Source organism: Erythrobacter litoralis (assembly GCF_001719165.1).
GTDB classification, from domain to species: Bacteria; Pseudomonadota; Alphaproteobacteria; order Sphingomonadales; family Sphingomonadaceae; genus Erythrobacter; species Erythrobacter litoralis.
The window spans coordinates 347,405-369,868 of sequence record NZ_CP017057.1 but is presented as its reverse complement, the minus strand read 5'-3'; the positions used below and the strand labels follow the sequence as shown (position 1 = coordinate 369,868).

The following is a 22,464-nucleotide window of genomic DNA, read 5'->3' as shown; positions in this document are numbered from 1 at the left end:
CTTAATTTCCAGCCTAGACGGGGAAACGAGATTTCAGGCCGCCGCTCCACTGGTGGCCATCCCGGCGCAAAGCGTCGCCTCCTTCCCTTGTCAACGGACCCAGCCCGTGCCGGTTTTCGGCGCGGGAGCCTCTGCCGGTTCTCGGCAGGGGCCAATGTGAGCCGGTCGTGCGGGGAGCCATCCCTGCGCGGTCATTAGTGAAGGAGTATGGCATGGATCGTTCGCAGAAAACCGACGCGGTCGCCCAGCTCAATGCGGTCTTCAACGAGGTCGGCGTGGTGGTGGTCACCCGCAATCTCGGCATGACGGTGGCCCAGTCCACCGACCTGCGCAACAAGATGCGCGAAGCTGGTGCTTCCTACAAGGTTGCGAAGAACCGTCTCGCCAAGCTCGCCCTGAAGGACACCGACTATGTCGGGCTCGAGGAATTCCTCACCGGCCCGACCGCGCTGGCCTGGTCGGAAGACCCGGTCGCGGCCGCCAAGGCCGCTGTCGACTTCGCGAAGTCGAACGACAAGCTGGAAATCGTCGGCGGTTCGATGGGCACGCAGGTTCTCGACGAAGCGGGGGTCAAGGCGCTTGCCTCGATGCCCAGCCTCGACGAACTGCGCGGCACGATCGTGGGTCTCATCAACGCCCCGGCGACCAAGATCGCCCAGGTCGTCAATGCGCCCGCAGCCAAGCTTGCCCGTGTCTTCGGCGCGTATGCCGCCACCGAAGACGCATAAGAGACGCTATTCGCACAAGACGAAACATCATGGGGCTGACCCGATGAAGGGCATCCCGCCACAATTTGGAGTGAAACATCATGGCCGATATCGCCAAGCTTGTTGAAGAACTTTCGAAGCTGACCGTCCTCGAGGCGGCCGAACTCGCCAAGGCGCTGGAAGAAGAGTGGGGCGTGAGCGCCGCCGCTGCCGTCGCCGTGGCCGGCCCCGCCGGTGGCGGCGATGCCGCTGCCCCCGCCGAAGAGAAGGACGAATTCGACGTTATCCTCACCGGCGACGGTGGCAAGAAAATCCAGGTCATCAAGGAAGTCCGCGCCATCACCGGCCTGGGCCTGACCGAAGCCAAGGGTCTCGTCGAGGGCGCGCCGAAGCCGCTCAAGGAAGGCGTCAACAAGGCTGAAGCCGAAGAGATCAAGAGCAAGATCGAAGCCGCCGGCGGTACCGTCGAGCTCAAGTAAGCTTCGAACTGCTTTCGCAGATCAACGAAGGGCGGTGCCGGCGACGGCGCCGCCCTTTTTCGTTTGACTGCACTCTTTGGGCTTTCCTCGGCGCCGCGCCGCGCCTATCCGGGCCGGCTTCATGGCGCACACGGCCCATCTCAATACGCCCCGCTGGGGAGGCGAACTACGCGCGACGACCCTGCTCGCCGCGCCGCTCGCGCTCGCCAACCTGCTGCAGATGGCGACCTACATCGTCGATGTCGTGTTTATCGCACGGCTGGGCGAGGAACAGCTCGCCGCATCGGGGCTGGCGGTGGGGGTCTTCGGGCTCGTCCTATGGGCGATGACCGCGCTGACAGGGGCAGTGGCGCCGCTCATCGCCGAGGCTCTCGGCGCGCGTTCACCTTCGTTCCGTCCTGTCCGGCGCGCGACGCGGATGGCGTTTTGGCTGGCAGTGATGAGCGGGCTTGTCGGCATGGGCCTGTGCCTTCTGCTCGACCCGATGATGCGGATTTCGGACCAGCAACCCACGATCATCGCGCTCGCCAACAGCTACAATGTCGTGATCATCTTCTCGCTCGTGCCGATGCTGCTCGCCGCCGTGCTGCGCAATTACGTCTCGGCGCTGGGCTGGCCGATCGTCGCGACCGCGATCACCGCCTTCGGCATCCCGGTCAATGCGCTCGCGAACTACGCCTTCATCTTCGGAAATCTCGGCGCGCCCGAACTCGGCCTCGTCGGGGCGGCGGTGGCGACGATCATCACCGCGCTGGTGACGCTTGCGGCCTATGTCGCGGTGGTTCTGCTCAACCCCGCGCTTGCCCGGTTCCACATCTTCTACCGGTTCTGGAAACCCGACTGGGCGCGGCTGCGACAGATCGTGCGGATCGGCACTCCTATCGCCCTCACCGTGACGGCGGAAGCGGGGGTGTTCAGCGCGGCGGCCTTCCTTATGGGCCGGTTCGGTGCGGCCGCGCTCGCGGGGCACATCGTCGCGCTGCAGATCGCCGCGCTCGCATTCCAGGTGCCTTTCGGGGTGGGACAGGCGGCCACCATCCGGGTCGGCTACTTCTTCGGCGCGCGCGATCCCGTGGGCGTGGCGCGGGCGGGCTGGGTCGCACTCGCACTCGGGGCCGGCTTCATGACGGTGACGGCGAGCCTGATGATCTTCGTTCCCGAGCCGCTGCTGATGATCTTCGTCGACCCGACCGAACCGGAAAACGCGACGCTGGTCGGTTTCGCGCTGCAATTCCTCGTTCTGGCCGCGGCGTTCCAGCTGGTCGACGGGGTACAGGCGGTGGCGGCCGGAGCCCTGCGCGGTTTGCAGGACACGCGCGTCCCGATGTGGATAGCGATCTTCAGCTACTGGGTGCCGGGTTTCGGAGCGGCCGTGTTCTTCGGCTTCTTCACGCCGCTCGGGGAGAGGGGCGTGTGGGTCGGGCTCGCCACGGGGCTGTCCTGTGCAGCGGTCCTGCTGATCTGGCGCTGGGGCAGGCGCGAAACGCTTGGCCTGACCCGGCGACACTCGTGAATGCACCCGCCGGCCTGCGCTGGCGTGAATTTTTTTCATGAACCTCGCTTGACTCTGCGCATCGGCACAACCAAATGCGCCGCGTTGGCACTCTCGAGGGGAGAGTGCCAACAGTCATGCAAACCCAAGCAGAAAGGTCATTACCTATGGCATTTCGTCCGCTGCACGACCGCGTTGTGGTCCGTCGCATCGAAGCCGACCAAAAGACCGCAGGCGGCATCATCATTCCCGACAGCGCCCAGGAAAAGCCGAGCGAAGGCGAAATCATCGCCGTCGGCGATGGCGCGCGCGACGACGATGGCGACCGCATTCCGATGGATGTGAAGGCCGGCGACCGCGTGCTGTTCGGCAAGTGGTCCGGCACCGAAGTCAAGATCGACGGCGAAGACCTGCTGATCATGAAGGAAAGCGACATCATGGGGATTATCGGCTGATCGGCCGACCCGCTACGCTTTTCCCGTAAACCCCGTAATCCAGGAGAAACACCAATGTCTGCCAAGGACGTGAAATTCTCGCGCGATGCCCGCGAACGCATCCTCAAGGGCGTCGACACGCTCGCCAACGCGGTCAAGGTGACGCTGGGGCCGAAGGGCCGCAACGTCGTGATCGACAAGAGCTTCGGCGCGCCGCGCATCACCAAGGACGGCGTCACCGTAGCCAAGGAAATCGAACTGAAGGACAAGTTCGAGAACATGGGTGCGCAGATGCTGCGCGAGGTCGCAAGTAAGACCAATGACCTCGCCGGCGACGGCACCACGACCGCGACCGTTCTGGGTCAGGCGATCGTGACCGAAGGCATGAAGTCGGTTGCCGCCGGGATGAACCCGATGGATCTGAAGCGCGGCATCGACCTTGCCGTCACCAAGGTCGTCGAAGACCTCAAGAACCGTTCGAAGGATGTCTCGGGCTCGTCCGAAATTGCCCAGGTCGGCGTGATCTCGGCCAATGGCGACAAGGAAGTCGGCGAGAAGATCGCCGAAGCCATGGAAAAGGTCGGCAAGGAAGGTGTTATCACCGTCGAGGAAGCCAAGGGCCTCGAATTCGAACTCGATGTCGTCGAAGGCATGCAGTTCGACCGCGGCTACCTGTCGCCTTACTTCATCACCAACCCCGACAAGATGACCGTGGAACTGGATAACCCCTACATCCTGATCCATGAAAAGAAGCTGTCGAACCTGCAGTCGATGCTCCCCGTTCTCGAAGCGGCGGTGCAGTCGGGTCGTCCGCTGCTCATCATCGCCGAGGACATCGAGGGCGAGGCGCTCGCCACGCTCGTCGTGAACAAGCTGCGCGGCGGCCTCAAGGTCGCGGCGGTCAAGGCTCCGGGCTTCGGCGATCGTCGCAAGGCCATGCTGCAGGACATCGCAATCCTGACCAAGGGCGAGATGATCAGCGAGGACCTCGGCATCAAGCTCGAGAACGTCACGCTCGGCATGCTCGGTGAAGCCAAGCGCGTCACCATCGACAAGGACAACACCACCATCGTCGACGGTGCCGGCAGCGAGGACGACATCAAGGCACGCGTCGCCGAGATCAAGACCCAGATCGAGAACACGACCAGCGACTACGACAAGGAAAAGCTCCAGGAGCGCCTTGCCAAGCTCGCCGGCGGCGTTGCCGTGATCAAGGTCGGCGGTGCGTCCGAAGTCGAGGTGAAGGAGCGCAAGGACCGCGTCGACGATGCGCTTCACGCGACCCGCGCCGCGGTCGAGGAAGGCATCGTCCCTGGCGGCGGTACCGCTCTGCTCTATGCCTCCAAGGTCCTCGAAGGCCTCAAGGGCGAGAACGACGACCAGACCCGCGGGATCGACATCGTGCGCCGCGCGATCCTCGCCCCCGTGCGTCAGATCGCCGCGAATGCCGGCCATGACGGCGCGGTCGTATCGGGCAACCTGCTGCGTGAAGGCGACGAAACGCAGGGTTTCAACGCCGCGACCGACACCTATGAAAACCTCGTCCAGGCCGGCGTCATCGACCCGACCAAGGTCGTGCGCACGGCACTCCAGGATGCGGCTTCGGTCGCCGGCCTGCTGATCACCACCGAAGCGGCGATCGTCGACGCTCCGGAAGACAAGTCGAACGCCCCGGCAATGCCCGACATGGGCGGAATGGGCGGCATGGGGGGCATGGGCTTCTAAAGCCTCACGTCCCATCCGACACACGAACGAGGCCCGGCGGGAGCGATCCCACCGGGCCTTTTCGCATCGAGTCTCCTGCAACGATCGCGGCGCCCGCGCGTTGGTCGGGTAAAGAGGAGGAAGTTTATGAAACTACCCGCAAAGGCCCATGTCGCAGTGGTCGATGGAGAGACGTTCTCATTGTTCCGCAATGAGGGGCAGATCTTCGATCCCTCGCTGGCTGTCGAGGACAGCCCCGAACTCGACCCAACCAATTTCAGCGCCGGGATCCGCCATCAGGACGATATTGGCCAGCGCCACGGGCGAACTGATCTCAACGAACTCGCCCACGGCGCTGCCGCAGCGGAATGGCTCAACGAAAAAGCGATCGCGGGCAAGCTCCACGACGTGCTGGTAATCGCCGATCCGAAAACGCTGGGCGAGATGCGCCAGCACTATCACACCGAACTGAAGAAGCGCCTCGTCGGCGAGATCGACAAGACCCTTACCAACCGATCGACCGGAGAGATCGAGAAGGCGATCGCCGCAGCCTGAGTGCATGGCTGTGGGTGACGTAGGTCACCATCGCCACAACGAAGGAAGGCGAAGGCGACATCAGATCGCCTTCGCATTCGCAAGCGCAATTACGGTGAGGCTTACCCGCCCTTACGGCTGGCCTGCGCCGCCTCGATCTCGGCTTCGGACCAGGTCACCTCGGTCTGGGTCTGCGGGTTGAAGCGCGTGTTCTCATAGGACGCCGCTTCCGCAGCGGCGATCTCGGCCTCGGTCAGGTGCTCGCTCGGCTCCAGCGCGAAGACGTCGATCCCGCGCGTGATCTCAGTTCCGTAGATGCGCCCATTATACCAGTAGGACGACCAGAACCCGCCGACGACAAGCTGTTCCTCATCGATAGGACCGCGGTCGAAGAAGGCGATCTCCTTGGGGTTCGCGCTGTCGGTGAAGTCCATCACGCTGATCCCGCCCTGGTACCAGGATTGCACGAAGATATCGCGGCCCGGCACCGGCACGATCGAGCCATTGTGCGCGACGCAGTTCTCCCACTCGGTTTGGGGAGCGGGCATCTTGTAATGGCTGCGGAATTCCAGCTTGCCGTCGACGATGTCGTAGATCGCATTGGCACCCCAGTCCATCGGGTCCGAAGCGCGGCAGCGAGGGCGCCCGCCACCGCCCCATTCGTCGGTGAAGACGACCTTGGTCCCGTCATTGTTGAACGTCGCCGAATGCCAGTAGGCAAAGCCCTTGTCGAAGACGGCGTCGATCCGCTTGGGATTGTAGGGGTCGGAGATTTCCATCAGGATCCCGTTGCCCGAACATGCGCCTGCGGCGAGGTTCTTCGACGGGAAGACAGTGATGTCGTGGCACTGATCAGTGCGGCGGGTGTTCTGTGCGCCCTCGCCGCTTTCGCCGCCCTTCCAAAGGCCCGCAATCTCGCCCGTTTCGGCATCGGCGAAAACGCGCGGCGAGCTCACGATCCGGGCCTTGGAAGGATCCGCCAGCGGGATCTCGATCACGTCGATGCTGAACAGCGCGGTGCGGCTCGAGGCCGGATTGTCGACGCAGCGGGCGAGCTCTTCCTCGTCGCGAATGGACGAGGTCCCCGAATTGTAGACCACGATCTTTTCATCGTCCGCGCTGACAATGGAATGGGTGTGGCTGCCGCGGCACGTCTGCACGCCGCCGACCTGGCGCGGGCGGCGAAGGTCGGAGATGTCGAAGATGCGAAGGCCCCGGAAGCGATCTTCGCTGACGTCTTCCTCGACGCCCTGGAGCCCGCAATCGACACGCCCGCGGGTCTGTTCGACGCTCATCACGAGGATGTTGCCGACGACTGAGACATCGCCCTGCCCGCCGGGGCAGACGACCGAAGACATAAGGACCGGCACGCCGTCCTCGCCCAGCCGGTAGATGTTGAAGCCGTGGTAATTGCCCGCGACCATGATGTCGTCGAAGAACGCCATGTCGGTATTGGCGAAATCGAGCAGCGGCGAGCGTTCGGCGAACTGGGTGAGGCTTTCCTCCTCGCCCTCCATGCGGGTCGGCGTTTCTTCGGCATCCTCCGATGCGGCGGCTTCGGCGACGTCCTCGGCAGCCTCTGCGAGGGCTTCGTCCGCCTCGTCCCTCTCATCCTCGCGCGGCGGGATGGCGGGGCGCAGATCGGCGGGATTGTCAGGGTTGAAGAAACCAGCGGGCTTCCGCAGGCTCGCGACGAGACGCAGGTTCGAGATCGCCTCGCCCGCATCGTCGAAGCCGGCCGCAAGGCCGGCACGCGGGTCGGGCGAAAGCCCTGCGAGGACGACGTCCATCCGGTCGATTTCGCTCTTCTGGTCGTTCTCGACATCGCCAATGAAGCGATAGAGGACCGGGTCCGCCGCGCTGCCCGGCAGGGCGAGCAGCTTGTCGACCATGTCGAGCGCCCCTTCGTGATGGGCGATCATGAGGGTGAGGAACTGGCGATCGAACTCGGTCCCCTCTGCGGCGGCGAGCGCCTGCATCTGTTCAGGGGTCGCCATGCCCATCATGGTGTGGTGACGGTGATGATCGTGGCCAGCGGCCATCGTCATCACGATCGGTTCGCCGCGCGCTTCGAGCCACTCGCGCATGAAAGCCATCTCGTCTTCCTGGCTCGCCTCGATCCGCCCGGCGACTGCGACGATTTCTTCGGTGTTTGTCCGGTCCGCGACGAGCGCCGCCATTTCCACGGCCTGCCGATGATGGACGATCATGTCCTGCATGAACTTGACGTCCGCGCTCGTATAGCTTGACCCGGCGAGCTTGACCGCCTCCTCCGCCGAAAGGTCACGGCTGTCCTGGCCGGGAGCTCCGGGCTGGACGATCGGCGCGCTCTGGGCGAAGGCGATGCCGGAAGTGCCCGCCAGCATGGCGGCAAGCACCGCGCGCGCGGCGCGGCCGCTCAATTTCATATCGGTCATAGAGATCCCCGTGGACAAGTGAATTGACACCCAACCTGCCGCGCGAGACGATCCAGTCAAGGCCCTATGCGGGCAAATCGGCCTGCTTTCGACGAACGCCTCGCGGGAACCGGCCAACGCAAGATCGATTGTATGAAGCAGGCGAAGAGACAGAACGCGGCGCGCCGCAGAGGTCCGCATCGCGCCGCTCGCACCATTCGCCGCAGGTTTGCTCGCTTTGCCCTTGCGGCACGGAATCAAGGCGCACTAGACTGTGTCATTAAGCGCGCGGCAATCACAGGGATGTATTTCTTTTCCATGGCTTCCAACCGGCGACTCCCCCTCCTCGGCCTCCTGATAGGCGTAATCGCGCTGATCGGAGCGCCCCTGCAGGCGCAGGGCAACGACCTTGCGGCAACCTTCGACAACGCCTTCGGGACCGAGCTTCGGACGCCGCAGACCTTCGAGGCGATCTACGAAAGCGGGTTCGAGCAGCGCATCGCCGCGCTAGCCGACGGCTCGAACGGGCGCATCGGCGTCGCTGCTGTCGACCTTGCGACCGGCGACCAGATCGCGGTCCTCGGCGACCAGCTGTTTCCGATGGCCTCGACCAGCAAGATCGCGATCGCCGCGACCTATCTCGACATGGTCGAGAAGGGGCAATTTTCGCTCACCTCGGAATGGCCGTTGATGATCCCAATCCGCTCGGCCAGGTTCTCCTCGCCAGCAGCCCCCGTGCGCGAGGGGAAATACATGCAGGCGATTGACCTCATCGAGATCATGATCACCCGTTCGAGCAACCCTGCGACCGACGCCCTTCTCGCTGCCGTGGGCGGCCCCGAAAGCGTGAATGAATGGATACGCCGGCAGGGCATTAACGAATTCAGCATAAACCGCGACATCGCGACGCTCGTTCGGGACGACGGTGAATACGATCCGGCGAGCTACATCGACCCGCGCGATGCCGCTACTCCCAAGGCGATGGTGCGTCTCCTGACGGGGCTATATCGCGGCGATTTCCTGTCCGACACGCACCGCCGGGTCCTCCTCGGCGCGATGAGCCGCACGGTCACCGGCAAGCGCCGGATCGTCGCCAACATGCCGGACGAAGCCGTGGTGAGCCACAAGACGGGATCGCTCAACAACACGTCGAGCGATATCGGCATCATCGAATATCCCGACGGTCGCGCGATCGCGGTTGCGATCTACGTAACCGGCCAGGGTTCGCGTCTCGCCCGCGAACAGCGCATCGCTGCGATAGCCCGGGCGCTTTATGACGGCTTCGGGGCCAAGGCGCGGCTGCGGCAGGATGACGGCGTCAACTGGACCAGCGCGCCGCGCACCGGCGGTTGACGTTCATCCGATGCTCCGCGTGAAAAAGGGCGGCGCCTGAACGGCACCGCCCTCTCGTTTTCGTCAGCCTCGCAATGGATGCGCGGCGAACGGCGCGATCACTCGCTCGTCATTTCCTCGGCTTCGGCTTCGGCGTTTTCCACCGCTTCGTCGACCGCTGCCTCGGTGTCGGCAGCCATGCCTTCGGCGCCTTCTTCCATCTCGGCCATGCCTTCCTCTGCGGTGGCGGTGGCCTCATCGGCGACCGTTTCCGCATCGGCATTCATTTCCGCGACGGTCTCGTCGGTCGTTTCGGCGGTTTCGCCGCAGGCGGCGAGACCAAGTGCCGAAGTCGCGATCGCAGCGGCAAGAACGATCTTACGCATCAAATCAATTCCTTCTTCAGCGTCAGGGGGCGCGCAGCGTTCGTTCGAAGGCCGCGGCAAAACCGGTACGCTTCCCGGCTCTGCGCCCCTGAATAATGGCGAGAATGTGGCAGTGCAAGCAAAATGTGGCAGAACTGCCTTAATTCGGCCCTTGCCGCGGCCGCCGACACGCCGCTCTGTCCGCCCCCTGAATCAGGCCCAAAGCGGCTTACCCCCGCGCTCGCGCGATGCTAGCAGGCCTGCATGGGCACAGAGCGCAATCATCTCTATCTCGTCGACGGCTCCTCCTACATCTTCAGGGCCTATCACCGTCTGCCGCCGCTGACCGATCCGGAGGGAACGCCGGTGGGCGCGGTCTATGGCTACACCACGATGCTGTGGAAGCTCGCCGAGGATCTCGACGCGGCGGAGGGGCCGACCCATCTGGCGGTCATCCTCGACAAGGATTCGAAGAGTTTCCGCAACGACATCTATCCCGAATACAAAGCCAACCGGCCCGAACCGCCCGAGGATCTGCGCCCGCAATTCCCTCTCATACGCGACGCCACCCGCGCCTTCAGCCTGCCCTGCATCGAAGAGGCGGGGCTGGAGGCGGACGACCTCATCGCCTCCTATGCCCGCGAAGCGCAGCGCCAGGGCTGGGACGTGACGATCGTCTCCTCCGACAAGGACCTCATGCAGCTTGTCGGCGAGGTCGACGGCCCAAACGGACCTGCCCGCATCGACATGCTCGACACGATGAAGAGCCAGCGGCTCTACATTCCCGAAGTCGAGGCCAAGTTCGGCGTGCCCCCCGAACTGGTGGGCGACGTGCTCGCACTGATGGGCGACAGTGTCGACAACATCCCCGGCATTTTCGGCATCGGCCCCAAGACCGCGAGCAAGCTGATCGCCGAGCATGGCTCGCTTACCGCCGCTTTAGACCAGGCGCCGGAGATGAAGAAATCGAAGCTCAAGGAACGCCTAATCGAAGGGCGCGCCGATGCCGAAATGAGCCGGGTTCTCGTCACTCTCAAGGAGGATTGCGAACTGCCGCAGCCGATCGAGGCGATGAAGCTCGGCAAGGTACCGCCCGAACCCCTCGCCGCCTTCCTCGAAAAGCATGGCTTCACCTCACTGCTGCGAAGGCTCGGCAATGGCCATGGCAGCCCCGAGCGGGCCAACAATCTTGATCCCGCGGGAGAAAAACGCGCGGGCGACAACGGAACGGACGAGGGCAATCGCCAGCAGCCGCCAGAAATGCCCGCCGTCGATCGGAGCGCCTATGAAACGGTGCAGACCATGGAAGCGCTCGAGAAATGGATCGTCCGGGCGAAGGCGGCCCGGCTGGTCGCGGTGGACACCGAAACTTCCTCGCTCGACGCGATGCAGGCCGATCTCGTGGGAATCAGTCTCGCATTGGGCGCGAACGACGCCTGCTACATCCCGCTTGCCCATGGTTCAGGCGACATGTTCGCCGAGAAGCCGCAGCAGATCGAACGCGAGGCCGCGCTCAAGGCCCTGCGCCCGCTGCTCGCCGACGATTCGGTCACGAAAATCTTTCAGAATGGCAAGTACGACCTCAACGTCCTTGCCCGCCATGGCGCCCCGGTGAGCCCGATCGAGGACACGATGATCGTGAGCTTCGCGCTAGATGCCGGCCGATCGCAGGACGGGATCGGCGGTGGGCATGGCATGGACGAATTGTGCCAGCGCCACCTCGCCCACACCGCGATCGCCTACAAGGACGTCTGCGGCACCGGCAAGAAAGCGATCCCCTTCGGCGAGGTACCGCTGGACCGCGCGACCGAATACGCCGCCGAGGACGCCGACATCACCTGGCGGCTCTACACCCTGCTCAAGCCCCGGTTGGCAGTGGAAGGCGGCAGCCGCATCTACGAGCGGGTCGATCGGCCTCTGATCCCGGTCGTCGCCGGGATGGAACGCGAGGGCATCAAGGTCGATCGCGCGCGCCTGGCGAAGCTGTCCGAGGAATTCGCCAGGGAGATCGGCAGGCTCGAAGGGGAAATCCACGAGGCAGCGGGGCAGGAATTCACCGTAGGCAGCCCAAAACAGCTGGGCGATATCCTGTTCGACAAGCTCGGCTACAAGGGCGGACGCAAGGGCAAGAGCGGGCAGTATTCGACCGATGTCTCGGTGCTGGAGAAGCTCGCTGCCGAAGGAGCGCCGATCGCGCGGCTGGTGCTCGAATGGCGCCAGCTTTCCAAGCTCAAATCGACCTACACCGATGCGTTGCAGGCTGCGATCAATCCGCAAACCGGCCGCGTGCATACCAGTTACAGCCTTGTCGGCGCGCAGACCGGGCGACTGAGCTCGACCGATCCAAACCTGCAGAACATCCCGGTGCGCACCGCCATCGGGCGCCAGATCCGCGAAGCCTTCGTGCCGGAGGACGGCAATGTCCTGCTCGCTGCGGACTATTCGCAGATCGAACTGCGCCTTGCCGCCCACATGGCCGATGTCGACACGCTGAAACAGGCCTTTGCCAATGGCGAGGACATCCATTCGCGCACCGCTACAGAGATGTTCGGCGAAGTCACCCGCGACACCCGGGCGCGCGCCAAGACGATCAATTTCGCGATCCTCTACGGCATTTCTCGCTGGGGGCTAGCCGGCCGGCTGGAGGTGACGCCCGAAGAGGCGCAGGACATGATCGACACCTATTTCCAGCGTTTCCCCGGCATCCAGCGCTACATCGCCGAGACATTGGAGACCGTACGCGAGCGCGGCTATTCGGAGACATTGTTCGGCCGCAAGACCTGGTTCCCGCGGATCAATTCCAAGAACCAGGCAGAGCGCCAGGGATCGGAGCGCGCGGCGATCAACGCGCCGATCCAGGGGACGAGCGCGGACATCATCAAGCGGGCGATGGTGCGGATGCTGCCTGCGCTGCGGGACGCGGGCCTGCCCGATGTCCGCATGTTGCTCCAGGTACACGACGAACTCGTATTCGAGCTGCCCGAAGCGGACGTCGCCGCCGCCTCGCCGGTGATCGAACGGGTCATGGCGGAAGCGGCGCTGCCCGCAGTCAGGCTCGACGTGCCGCTCGGGGTGGAGATCGGGACCGGCGCTTCGTGGGATGCCGCACACTGATCGTGACGCAGCGGCGCCTTCGCTTTAGGGTCGCGCTCCATGGATGAGTGGATCGAAAGAACGCGCGAGCTCCTGCCGAGCGACTGGGCCAGCATCGCCGCGGCCGCGCTGGCGGCGGGGGTTGCGGTCGCCGTCGCACTGGTCGCGCATCGCATCCTGTTTCGCATCCTGCGCCGCGTGGCCCGTGCGAGCGAGAGCGACGCCGACAATATCGTCGTGCGCGAGCTCGTCCGGCCGACCCGCTGGGCGATCGTCGCGCTCGGGCTCGTCCTCGCCGCCCGGACCATGCCGGTGCTCGACACGGTCTGGCAGGCGATCGCCGGATTCATACTGCCGGCTCTGATCGGCTGGATGGCCCTTTCGATCATGCGGGCGACCGTGAAGGCGCTCGAATTGCGGGCAGATATCAGCGTCGCGGACAACCTCGCGGCGCGCAGGCGGCGCACGCGGCTGGCGATCTTCAGCCGGATCGGGACCTTCGCGATCATCTTCGTGACTGTGGGACTGATGCTTCTCTCGATCCCCGGAATCCGCGACATCGGCGTCACGCTGATGGCTTCGGCGGGCCTTGCCGCACTAGCGGTAGGCGCTGCGGCACAGCCTGCCTTGAAGGCCCTGATCGGCGGCCTGCAGATGGCCCTGACCGAGCCGATCCGGATCGACGACGTCGTCATCATCGATGGCGAATGGGGCCGGATAGAGGATATCCGCACGACCTATGTCGTGGTCCGCATCTGGGACGAACGGCGGCTGGTCGTGCCCGTGCACAAATTCCTCGACGAGAGTTTTCAGAACTGGACCCGGCGCGAATCCCAGTTGCTGGGAACGGTGTTCCTCCATCTCGATCCCATGGCAGAGGTCGAAAAGGTGCGGGCCAAATACGAAGAGCTGATCGCGCAGAACCCGCTATGGGATCGGCGCGTCCAGGTCGTGCAGGTGACCGGCACCGCGCCCGATTACATCGAGGTCCGGCTGCTGATGAGCGCGAAGGATGCCGGCACCGCGTTCGACCTGCGCTGCCAGATTCGCGAGGCGATGATGGCGTTCATCCGCGACGAAATGCCCGAGGCGATCGCGCGGCGTCGGTGGGAGCCGATCGAAAAGGACGGGGCGGACACATTGCCCGGCTGAAGCCAGGGGATCAGCCGTGCTTGCTGTCGCGTGTCGGTTGGAGCTTTTCGGGCACGACAAAGCCGATCGGCTGAACCTCGGCAGCGCGCTTCTTCAGCTCGCCCTGCATGTTGCGATATTCGTCTTCCATCTTCGCGGTGACCGTCGCGCGCGAATCCTTGAGCGCGGCCCGGAAATCCTCGTTGGCGACCTCGCTCACCTCGCTCCCGACCCGGCGCAGCGCGCCGAGCCCGGCGCGGCGGACAACATCCTCGAGATCGGCGCCGGTGAAACGTTCGGTCTCCGCCGCGATCGCGGAGAGATCGACGTCATCGGCGAGCGGCATGTTCGAGGTGTGGATCCGCAGGATATGCTCGCGCCCTGCCTTGTCCGGGGTGCTGACGAAGACCAGTTCGTCGAAGCGACCGGGCCTGAGCAGCGCCGGGTCGACGAGCGTCGGCCGGTTTGTCGCCCCGATCACGACGACCGACTGGAGGTCCTCCAGCCCGTCCATCTCGGCAAGGATCGTGTTGACGACCCGCCCCGTCACCTGAGGTTCGCCCTGTGACGAACCGCGGGCGGGGACGAGGCTGTCGATCTCGTCGATGAAGACGACGCAGGGCGCCACCGCCCGCGCGCGGGCGAACATCTTGGCGATCTGCTGTTCGCTCTCGCCGTACCATTTCGAAAGGAGGTCCGAGCTCTTCATCGAGATGAAGTTCGCCTCCGCCTCCTTCGCGACGGCCTTGGCGAGCAGGGTCTTGCCGGTCCCGGGTGGGCCATAGAGCAGAAATCCCTTGGCCGGGCGGATGCCGAGCCGGCGAAAGGCCTGCGGATTGCGCAGCGGCAGCTCGATCCCCTCCTTGAGCCGCTCAATCGCCTCGTTCGCGCCGCCGATATCGTCCCACGCGACATTGGGCACCTGCACCATCACCTCGCGCATGGCGGAAGGCTGGATGCGCTTCAGCGCGGAGAGAAAATCCTCGCGCGTGACGCAAAGGTCCTCGAGCACGTCGGGCGGAATCGTGCGCTCGTCGAGATCGAGCCGCGGCATAATGCGGCGCACCGCATCGATCGCCGCCTCGCGGGCAAGCGCGGCGATGTCGGCGCCGACAAAGCCATGGGTGACGCGGGCGAGCTCCTTCAACTCCACCGCATCCTCGAGCGGCATGCCGCGGGTGTGAATCGCGAGGATCTCTCGCCGCCCACGTTCGTCCGGAACGCCGATCACGATTTCGCGGTCGAACCGGCCCGGGCGGCGCAGCGCCTCGTCGATCGCATCGGGCCGGTTCGTCGCGGCGATCACGACTAGGTTCGAGCGCGCCTCGAGCCCGTCCATGAGGGTGAGAAGCTGGGCGACGAGGCGCTTTTCCGCCTCACCCGGGACCTGCTGGCGCTTGGGCGCGATCGAATCGATCTCGTCGATGAAAACGATGGCCGGCGCGGCGCGGCTCGCCTCCTCGAACACCTCGCGCAGGCGCTTTTCGGATTCGCCATAGCCCGAACCCATGATTTCCGGGCCGTTGATCGCGAAGAATTCCGCATCGCTTTCATTCGCGACCGCCTGGGCGAGCCGGGTCTTGCCCGTGCCCGGCGGGCCGTGGAGCAACACGCCCTTGGGCGGGTCAACGCCGAGCCGCGTGAACAATTCGGGATAGCGCAGCGGCAATTCGACCATCTCGCGCAGCTGCTGGATCGTGTCTTCCATGCCACCGACATCATCGTAATTGACCACCGCGCGCGCGTCGCGGGGCTCCTCGAACTCGGTGCGAAGTTCGACCTCCGTGTTCTCGTCGATATGGACGATGCCCTTGGGGCTGGTCGAGGCGACGGTCAGGCGGATCTGAGTGAGCGCATACGCCGGGGCGCGCAGCAGCTGGCGCACGTCGGAAGGCATGTTCTGCACCGGCTGCTGCCCCGTCGTCGCGACGAGATCGCCTGCGACCAGCGGCTTGCGGAAGAAGTTTCGCTTGAGCGCCTGGGTCGGCCCCTGCAGCCGCATCTCGCGCTGGGCGGGTGCGAAGACGACGCGGGTTGCAGGCCGGGATCGCGCGGCGGAAATCTCGACATGCTCGCCCGAGGCCGCCTCTGCATTGCCTCGCTGGAGGCCGTCGAGGCGCACTACGTCGAGGGTCTCGTCCTCGGGATAGGCGGCCATGGCTATTGCCGCGGTCGAACGCTTGCCCGCGATCTCGACGACGTCGCCCTCGGTAATACCGAGCGCCTGGAACGCCGAACGCGGCATGCGCGCTATGCCCTGTCCGGATTCCTCCTGGCGGGCGGGTGCGACCTGGAGTCGGGCGGTGCGGGCGTCATTGGCGGTATCTGCATCGGCCATGGGCAATCCTCTGGCTGCAACGGGCTTGCGTCGACGCTAGCTAGGAAGGCCGGAGGGCTATTGCAAACAGGCGCGGCAATGGCCCGCGGTGCAACGCCTCACCTGTCCGACAACGAGCGAGGGGCGCGCGGCGAGAGGGCAGAAAAAAGCCCGGCACGAAGGCCGGGCTTGAAAAGTTTGGGAGAGGATGCCTGAAAGGCACTATTGGTATGCCGCCGCGGCCATCATTGTGCAAGTGCGAATGGCGCATGGTTCGATGAAAGTTTTGCATCAGATCATGCGAATATCCGTGAGTTGTGCCAATTCTTGCACATTATCTGCCTAAATAAGCGGCAGTCGCCCGCATTTTCGGCAAAAATGCCTTCTTCGGCGTTTTGCAATGCAGCACGAATCGACGGCCTTTGAAGCATCCTGCAAGGCGCGCGTGACAGCGGCGGGACAAGGCTCTAATCAGCCGCCTGACCGACCCCGAGCCATTCGAGGACAGCAATGAGCAAGCTCTACCCCGACGCCGCCAGCGCCCTTGAGGGCGTCCTCAGGAACGACATGCTGATTGCCGCGGGCGGGTTTGGCCTGTGCGGCATACCCGAACGCCTGCTCGATGCGATCCGCGACAGCGGGGTCACGGGCCTCATCTTCGCCAGCAACAATGCCGGCATCGACAATGAAGGCATCGGCAAGCTGCTGCGCACCAGGCAGGTCAAGAAAATGATCAGCTCCTATGTTGGCGAGAACAAGGAATTCGAACGGCAATTCCTCTCCGGCGAGCTCGAGGTCGAGTTCTGCCCCCAGGGAACCCTGGCTGAACGGATGCGGGCGGGCGGCGCGGGCATTCCGGGTTTCTACACCAAGACCGGCGCCGGCACTCAGGTCGCAGAGGGCAAGGAGCACAAGGACTTCCCCGATCCCGACGGCGTGATGTCGACCTATATCCTCGAGCGCGGCATCTTCGCCGACCTGTCCATCGTCAAGGCCTGGAAGGCCGACGAGACGGGCAACCTCATCTTCCGCAAGACGGCGCGCAATTTCAACCAGCCCGCCGCGACCTGCGGCAAGGTCTGCGTCGCGGAGGTCGAGGAGATCGTCCCCGCAGGAGCGCTCGACCCAGACCAGATCCACCTGCCAGGCGTGTTCGTGAACCGGCTCGTGCTGGGCGCGCCCTATGACAAGAAGATCGAGTTCCGCACCGTGCGCGAACGGGAATCCGCCTGAGCGACGCCTGTGCGCTTACGCCGATTCCTCCTTGCCGCAGGCGTCCTCGCACTGGCAGCCCCGCTTTCGGGCTGCGTCGCGGCAGCGATCCCGGTGGTCGCGGGCGGAGCGCTTGTGCGCACCGGCACCGATGGCAAGGACGCGAAAGTGAGCGCGGAGACCGCAGCAAAGGCCTCAGCCGCCCGCTCACCCGCGCGATCGACGCGAGACCTCTCGCGCGATGACGCAAGGCTCCTTGCCGGCTCTGCCCCTTCTTCGCTTTCGCTATCGAACGCAAAGCGCGGATACATGGTTGAAGGCTTCGCCGATTTTCTCTCGTTCGCAAGGGACACGGCCGCGGCCGTTCCGGACGAGGCTCCCCGGAAGTCGGCCCTGCTCGCCGATCCGGCCTCGCTCAGCGGAGAGCGCAAGTTCTGCTCGCAGGGCCCGCCCGCCGTTCTGATCGAGCTCGACCCGTCGGGCGGAATGCTGCCCGTTCAACCTATTCTCCAGGCCGATCGCACGCTGGCAGACCGACTGGAAGGCCTGAGGCAATCCGGCATGGAGATCGCATGGATTTCGGGCCAGTCGGCTGCCCATGCCGATGCCGTGCGCGAGGCCCTGACCACTGCCGCGCTAGACCCGGAGAGCCGCGACACTTTGCTGCTCATGCGCTATCCCGGCGACCGCAAGCAGACCAGGCGCGAGGACCTTGCCCGGCGCGCCTGCCTGCTTGCCATTGCAGGAGATGAGCGCGAGGATTTCGACGAACTCTATGCCTATCTCGTCAACCCCGAGGCCGCGCTCCGGCTCGAAAACCTGATTGGCGACGGATGGTTTCTCGTCCCGCCGCTTCATTCCTCAGACCAAAGGCCGACACAATGACCGATGAACCCAAGGGCTGGACCCGCGACCAGATGGCTGCACGCGCCGCAAAGGAGCTAGAGGACGGCTATTACGTCAATCTCGGTATCGGCATTCCGACGCTGGTCGCGAATCACATCCCGGATGGCATGATGGTGACGCTGCAGAGCGAGAACGGGATGCTGGGCATCGGGCCCTTCCCTTATGAGGACGAGGTCGATCCCGATCTCATCAATGCGGGCAAGCAGACCATCAGCGAGTTGCCGCACAGCGCCTATTTCGACAGCGCGACGAGCTTCTCCATGATCCGCGGCGGGCATATCGACCTCACCGTGCTGGGCGCGATGGAAGTGGCCGAAAACGGCGACATCGCCAACTGGATGATCCCGGGCAAGATGATCAAGGGCATGGGCGGCGCGATGGATCTCGTCGCCGGGGTCAAGAAGATCATCGTGGTGATGGACCACAACGCCAAGGACGGAAGCCCGAAGTTCATCCCCGAATGCACCCTTCCGCTGACCGGCGCGGGGGTGGTTGACATGATCATCACCAATCTTGGCGTGTTCCAGCGCCCCGATCATGACAGTCCGTTTCGCCTGATCGAACTCGCGCCCGGTGTCACGGCGGAGGAAATCGCCGATAAGACGACTGCGCATTACGAAAACGCGCTCGAAAGCGCCTGAGCCATGTGGCTCGATCACCCGCGCAATCCCGATGCCCCGCTCGCCGGGCTCAGGGTGGTTGAACTCGCGCGGGTGCTTGCCGGGCCCTATGCAGGGCAGGTCCTAGCCGATCTCGGCGCCGACGTGATAAAGGTCGAAAGCCCCGAGGGCGACGGGACGCGCGCCTGGGGACCGCCCTGGATCGAGCGTGCCGGACCCGCTGGCGAGACGCGGCGCGAGGCGGCCTATTACCACGCCTGCAATCGCGGCAAGCGGGGGATCACCGCCGATTTCCGCAACCCGGACGATCTCGCCCGCGCGCGCGACCTGTGCCTTGGCGCGGACGTGGTGATCGAGAATTTCAAGACCGGCAGCCTTACCAAGTTCGGCCTCGACTACGCCGCGCTCGCGCGGGAAAACGATCGGCTCGTCTACTGCTCGATCACCGGTTTCGGCCAGACCGGCCCACGCGCCCACGAGGCGGGGTATGACTTCGTGGTCCAGGGGATGAGCGGCTTCATGTCGCTGACCGGCGAGCCGGAAGGAACACCGGTCAAGATGGGCATCTCGATCTCAGACCTCGCGACGGGCGTGTGGGCGGTAAACGGCATCCAGGCCGCGCTGCTGATGCGCGAACGCACCGGCAAGGGCCAGCACGTCGACATGAGCCTGATGGATTGTTCGATCGCGCTCCTTTCGAACCAGGCGACCTATCATTTCACCACCGGGGAGAACCCCCCTCGCATGGGCAATGCCCATGCACAGGTCGCACCCTATGGCGTGTTCCCGGTCAAGGACGGCTACGTCATCCTCGCGCCGGCCAATGACCGGCTGTTCCACAAGCTCGCCGACCTGCTCGGGCGCAACGACTGGTCGGGCGATCCGCGCTTTGCGCATAATGGCGAACGGGTCGCGAACGCGAAGGCCCTCGATGCTGAGATCGCGGCGGCGACGGCAGCCTGGACGAAGGAAGCCCTGCTCGATGCCTGCCACGCGGCGGGCGTTCCGGCGGGGCCGATCAACCGGCTGGACGAAGTCTTTGCCGACCCGCAGGTCGCAGCGCGCGGGATGAAGGTCGAACCCGGCGGAATGGCGGGCGTGCGCAGCCCGTTCACCTTCTCCGGCGCGCAGCTCGCGCTCGACCGGCCTTCGCCGCTGCTCGGCGAACATGACCCGGAAGACTGAACGGGCAGGTCAGCCGAAAAGGCCCGAAATTCCGCGCCAGAGCCGCTCGAGAGGACCCTGCCCGAACCGCGCGATCCATGTAGGCGACCAGGCCAGCATCGCCATGATCGGCACGAATCCGAAGGCGAAGGCCTCGGCGCGGCTCACTGTCCCGAACAGGCCGAAGCCCCAAGATGCAAAGATCGAGGCGAGAATGACCGAGGTCATCAGGTAATTGGTGAGCGACAATCTGCCGACGGTCGCCAAGCGCCTGGTCGCAAAGCCGCCGGGCGTGAAGAACGCCATGGCGAGCGCGGCATAGGCAATGCCGAGCAGGGTGTCGAACGGGGCCGAAAGGACGAGGCTCGCTGCACCCGTAAGCGCGCCGGGAAAGCCGCTTTCCGCAACGAACCATGCCAGCGCCAGAAGGGCCGGGACTGCGACCAGCGCGCAGACCGCCGCGAGCCGCTGGAGCCGGAAGGTCCGCCACCTTCCAGCGAGCATTCCGCCGCGCCAGAACGCCATGCCGAGCGCGATCGCCGACAGGTTGAGCGGGAGCGAGGCGGCGATTGCCGAAAGCTGGCCCGGCATGCCTTCGACCCTGCGCACGACCCGCTCGCGCAGAGTTTCCTGCCCACGCTCGAGCATGAAGGACACCGCGGCAGGATCGGTGCCGAAATTGCGCTCCATGAAGAAGGTCGCATCGCTCGAGAACCGGCCCATGTGCCAGTCGTAGAGCCCGCCCCCGAACGTGACTATCCCGGCGCCGACATGGAGCGCCATGAGACCGATCGCGACCGCGACCAGCGCGCGGGGTGAAAGCGGGGCGAGGAGCGGCAGGGCCAGTCCCGCGAGTGCGTAGGCACGCAGGATATCGTTGTTGGCAAGCAGGATCGCATGGACCAGACCTATCGCGAACAGCACCGCCATGCGCGCATAATGCGCCCGCCAGGCCTTCCCCGGTCCCGATGCCGCGCGCCCGCGGTCGAACAGGATCAGACAGCCCGCCCCGAAAAGCATGGCAAAGAGCGTCCGGAACTTGTCCTCGACGAACACGAAGCTTGCCGCCCAGACCAAGCGGTCGAGCGGGCTCTCGCCGCCCCAGGCGAGCGGGTTGTAATAGGCCTGGATGGGCAGCGCGAAGACGTGGACGTTCATCCAGACGATGCCGATCACCGCGATGCCCCGCAGGGCATCGAGTTCGGCTATGCGTCCGGAAGAAGGTTGCGGCGCCACCACCATGGGCGAAGGCCCTAGCAGGCGGCGCTGCTCATGGGATCAGGAAAGCGCTGCCTTGAGATCGTCGACGAGATCGGTGCGCTCCCACGGGAAATGATCGCCCTCGGCCGGACGGCCGAAATGGCCGTAGGCCGCGCTCGTGCGATAGATCGGTTTGTTGAGGCCGAGATGCGTGCGGATCGCGCGCGGGGTCAGCCCGCCGAGCTTGCCGATCGAACGGATCGCGTGCTCGATCGCCTCGTCCTTTACGCCCTCGGCGCAGGTTCCATGCGTATCAACATAGAGCGACAGCGGCTCCGACACGCCGATCGCATAGGCGATCTGGATCGTGCAGCGCTTAGCAAGACCGGCCGCAACCACGTTCTTGGCGAGGTAACGGGTGATGTAGGCGGCGCTGCGGTCGACCTTGGTCGGGTCCTTGCCGCTGAACGCTCCGCCACCATGGGGCGAAGCGCCGCCATAGGTATCGACGATGATCTTGCGACCCGTGAGCCCTGCGTCGCCATCCGGTCCGCCGATCTCGAACTTGCCGGTCGGATTGATGTGCCATGCGGTTTCATCGGTGATGAAGCCTTCGGGAAGGATATTGCCGACGACCTTCTTCACATAAGCCTTGAGCTCGGCTTCCTTCTCGCCCTCGTGATAGCCCGGCGCGTGCTGGGTCGAGACGACGATGGCGGTGCAGGCGACCGGCTTGCCGTCGACATAGCGCAGCGTCACCTGGCTCTTGGCATCGGGTTCGAGAAATGGCGCTGCGCCCGACTTGCGGTCCTCGGCGAGCTGCTGGAGGATCTTGTGGCTGTAATCGAGCGTCGCCGGCATCAGGTCGGGCGTTTCGTCGCAGGCAAATCCGAACATGATGCCCTGGTCGCCCGCGCCCTCATCCTTGTTTGACCCTTCCGCGCCCGCATCCACGCCCTGCGCGATATGAGCGGACTGGCCGTGCAGGTGATTTTCGAAAGTCAGCGTCTTCCAGTGGAAGCCGTCCTGTTCGTAGCCGATGTCCTTGACGGTCCGGCGAACGGCGCTCTCAATTTCGTCGCGCGCGCCCGGCGCCCAGTAGCCGTTGAACTTCCACTCCTCGTTCTTGTCGTCATACATCGGCTTGCACCGGATCTCTCCCGACAGGACGACCCGCTGGGTGGTCGTCATGGTCTCGCAGGCGACCCGCGATTCGGGGTCCTTGCCAAGCATCAGGTCGACGATCGCGTCCGAGATCTGGTCGGAAACCTTGTCGGGATGGCCTTCGGAAACGCTTTCGGAAGTGAAGATGAAATCGCTGCGCATGATTCCCCCAGGGGTTCGTTGTCCAAGCCGCGCCCTCGATCATGTTCCCTTA

Annotated in this window: 18 protein-coding genes; 13 read left to right on the top strand and 5 right to left on the bottom strand. The window is 64.7% G+C overall.

All coding sequences use genetic code 11. The features are described from left to right. The first annotated feature begins 212 nt into the window (after window positions 1-212). The 6 genes from rplJ (at window position 213) to Ga0102493_RS01720 (ending at window position 5,371) form a co-directional block, all read left to right on the top strand. Complete coding sequence (rplJ, locus tag Ga0102493_RS01745) at window positions 213-728, top strand: 50S ribosomal protein L10 (RefSeq protein WP_034906577.1); 516 nt, start codon at window positions 213-215, stop codon at window positions 726-728. Window positions 729-808: 80 nt separating this feature from the next. Beyond that, window positions 809-1,186: a 50S ribosomal protein L7/L12 gene (gene rplL, locus Ga0102493_RS01740; protein WP_034906575.1), complete on the top strand. Its 378-nt coding sequence runs from the start codon at window positions 809-811 to the stop codon at window positions 1,184-1,186. 121 nt (window positions 1,187-1,307) lie between these two features. Then, window positions 1,308-2,699 carry an MATE family efflux transporter gene (locus tag Ga0102493_RS01735; protein WP_034906572.1) on the top strand — a complete coding sequence of 464 codons (1,392 nt, stop codon included), beginning with the start codon at window positions 1,308-1,310 and terminating at the stop codon, window positions 2,697-2,699. A 146-nt stretch (window positions 2,700-2,845) separates the two neighbouring features. Then, entirely contained in the window at window positions 2,846-3,133 is a 288-nt protein-coding gene (gene groES / locus Ga0102493_RS01730) for a co-chaperone GroES (protein WP_034906569.1), read from the top strand. 54 nt (window positions 3,134-3,187) lie between these two features. Beyond that, window positions 3,188-4,837, top strand: coding sequence for a chaperonin GroEL (gene groL / locus Ga0102493_RS01725; protein WP_034906567.1), 1,650 nt, complete (start codon window positions 3,188-3,190; stop codon window positions 4,835-4,837). Between the two features lie 126 nt (window positions 4,838-4,963). Continuing rightward, window positions 4,964-5,371, top strand: coding sequence for a baeRF12 domain-containing protein (locus Ga0102493_RS01720; RefSeq protein WP_034906564.1), 408 nt, complete (start codon window positions 4,964-4,966; stop codon window positions 5,369-5,371). Window positions 5,372-5,472: 101 nt separating this feature from the next. On the opposite strand, the gene Ga0102493_RS01715 is transcribed toward Ga0102493_RS01720, so the two are convergent. After that, window positions 5,473-7,767, bottom strand: a complete 2,295-nt coding sequence (locus tag Ga0102493_RS01715; RefSeq protein WP_051698445.1) for a DUF305 domain-containing protein — start codon at window positions 7,765-7,767, stop codon at window positions 5,473-5,475. A gap of 297 nt (window positions 7,768-8,064) precedes the next feature. Between Ga0102493_RS01715 and Ga0102493_RS01710 the strand changes: the two genes are divergently transcribed. Next, complete coding sequence (locus Ga0102493_RS01710) at window positions 8,065-9,099, top strand: serine hydrolase (RefSeq protein ID WP_034906683.1); 1,035 nt, start codon at window positions 8,065-8,067, stop codon at window positions 9,097-9,099. Window positions 9,100-9,197: 98 nt separating this feature from the next. On the opposite strand, the gene Ga0102493_RS01705 is transcribed toward Ga0102493_RS01710, so the two are convergent. Then, a complete protein-coding gene (locus tag Ga0102493_RS01705) occupies window positions 9,198-9,464 on the bottom strand; it encodes a hypothetical protein (RefSeq protein ID WP_034906562.1) in 267 nt (88 codons plus the stop codon). 243 nt (window positions 9,465-9,707) lie between these two features. Here Ga0102493_RS01705 and polA point away from each other — a divergent pair, with 243 nt between their 5' ends. Next, window positions 9,708-12,557 (top strand): DNA polymerase I, encoded by a 2,850-nt coding sequence (gene polA / locus Ga0102493_RS01700; protein WP_034906559.1) that lies wholly within the window; start codon window positions 9,708-9,710, stop codon window positions 12,555-12,557. Between the two features lie 39 nt (window positions 12,558-12,596). Continuing rightward, window positions 12,597-13,688 carry a mechanosensitive ion channel family protein gene (locus Ga0102493_RS01695; RefSeq protein ID WP_034906557.1) on the top strand — a complete coding sequence of 364 codons (1,092 nt, stop codon included), beginning with the start codon at window positions 12,597-12,599 and terminating at the stop codon, window positions 13,686-13,688. Between the two features lie 10 nt (window positions 13,689-13,698). On the opposite strand, the gene Ga0102493_RS01690 is transcribed toward Ga0102493_RS01695, so the two are convergent. After that, complete coding sequence (locus tag Ga0102493_RS01690) at window positions 13,699-16,005, bottom strand: CDC48 family AAA ATPase (RefSeq protein WP_034906555.1); 2,307 nt, start codon at window positions 16,003-16,005, stop codon at window positions 13,699-13,701. 489 nt (window positions 16,006-16,494) lie between these two features. Between Ga0102493_RS01690 and Ga0102493_RS01685 the strand changes: the two genes are divergently transcribed. From Ga0102493_RS01685 to Ga0102493_RS01670, 4 genes are read left to right on the top strand one after another with little or no spacing between them, the layout of a single operon-like run. Further along, window positions 16,495-17,217: a CoA transferase subunit A gene (locus Ga0102493_RS01685; RefSeq protein ID WP_034906553.1), complete on the top strand. Its 723-nt coding sequence runs from the start codon at window positions 16,495-16,497 to the stop codon at window positions 17,215-17,217. Between the two features lie 9 nt (window positions 17,218-17,226). Next, entirely contained in the window at window positions 17,227-18,081 is an 855-nt protein-coding gene (locus Ga0102493_RS01680) for a hypothetical protein (RefSeq protein WP_069297422.1), read from the top strand. Further along, entirely contained in the window at window positions 18,078-18,743 is a 666-nt protein-coding gene (locus tag Ga0102493_RS01675; protein ID WP_034906551.1) for a CoA transferase subunit B, read from the top strand. Before Ga0102493_RS01680 ends, Ga0102493_RS01675 begins: the two co-directional genes overlap by 4 nt. Window positions 18,744-18,746: 3 nt before the next feature. Next, window positions 18,747-19,907, top strand: a complete 1,161-nt coding sequence (locus Ga0102493_RS01670) for a CaiB/BaiF CoA transferase family protein (RefSeq protein WP_034906550.1) — start codon at window positions 18,747-18,749, stop codon at window positions 19,905-19,907. A gap of 9 nt (window positions 19,908-19,916) precedes the next feature. Here Ga0102493_RS01670 and Ga0102493_RS01665 read toward each other — a convergent pair whose 3' ends face one another. Continuing rightward, window positions 19,917-21,128, bottom strand: coding sequence for a DUF418 domain-containing protein (locus tag Ga0102493_RS01665; RefSeq protein ID WP_034906549.1), 1,212 nt, complete (start codon window positions 21,126-21,128; stop codon window positions 19,917-19,919). Between the two features lie 36 nt (window positions 21,129-21,164). Further along, on the bottom strand, window positions 21,165-22,412 hold the full coding sequence (gene metK / locus Ga0102493_RS01660) for a methionine adenosyltransferase (protein WP_034906548.1): 1,248 nt from the start codon (window positions 22,410-22,412) through the stop codon (window positions 21,165-21,167). Window positions 22,413-22,464: the final 52 nt, after the last annotated feature.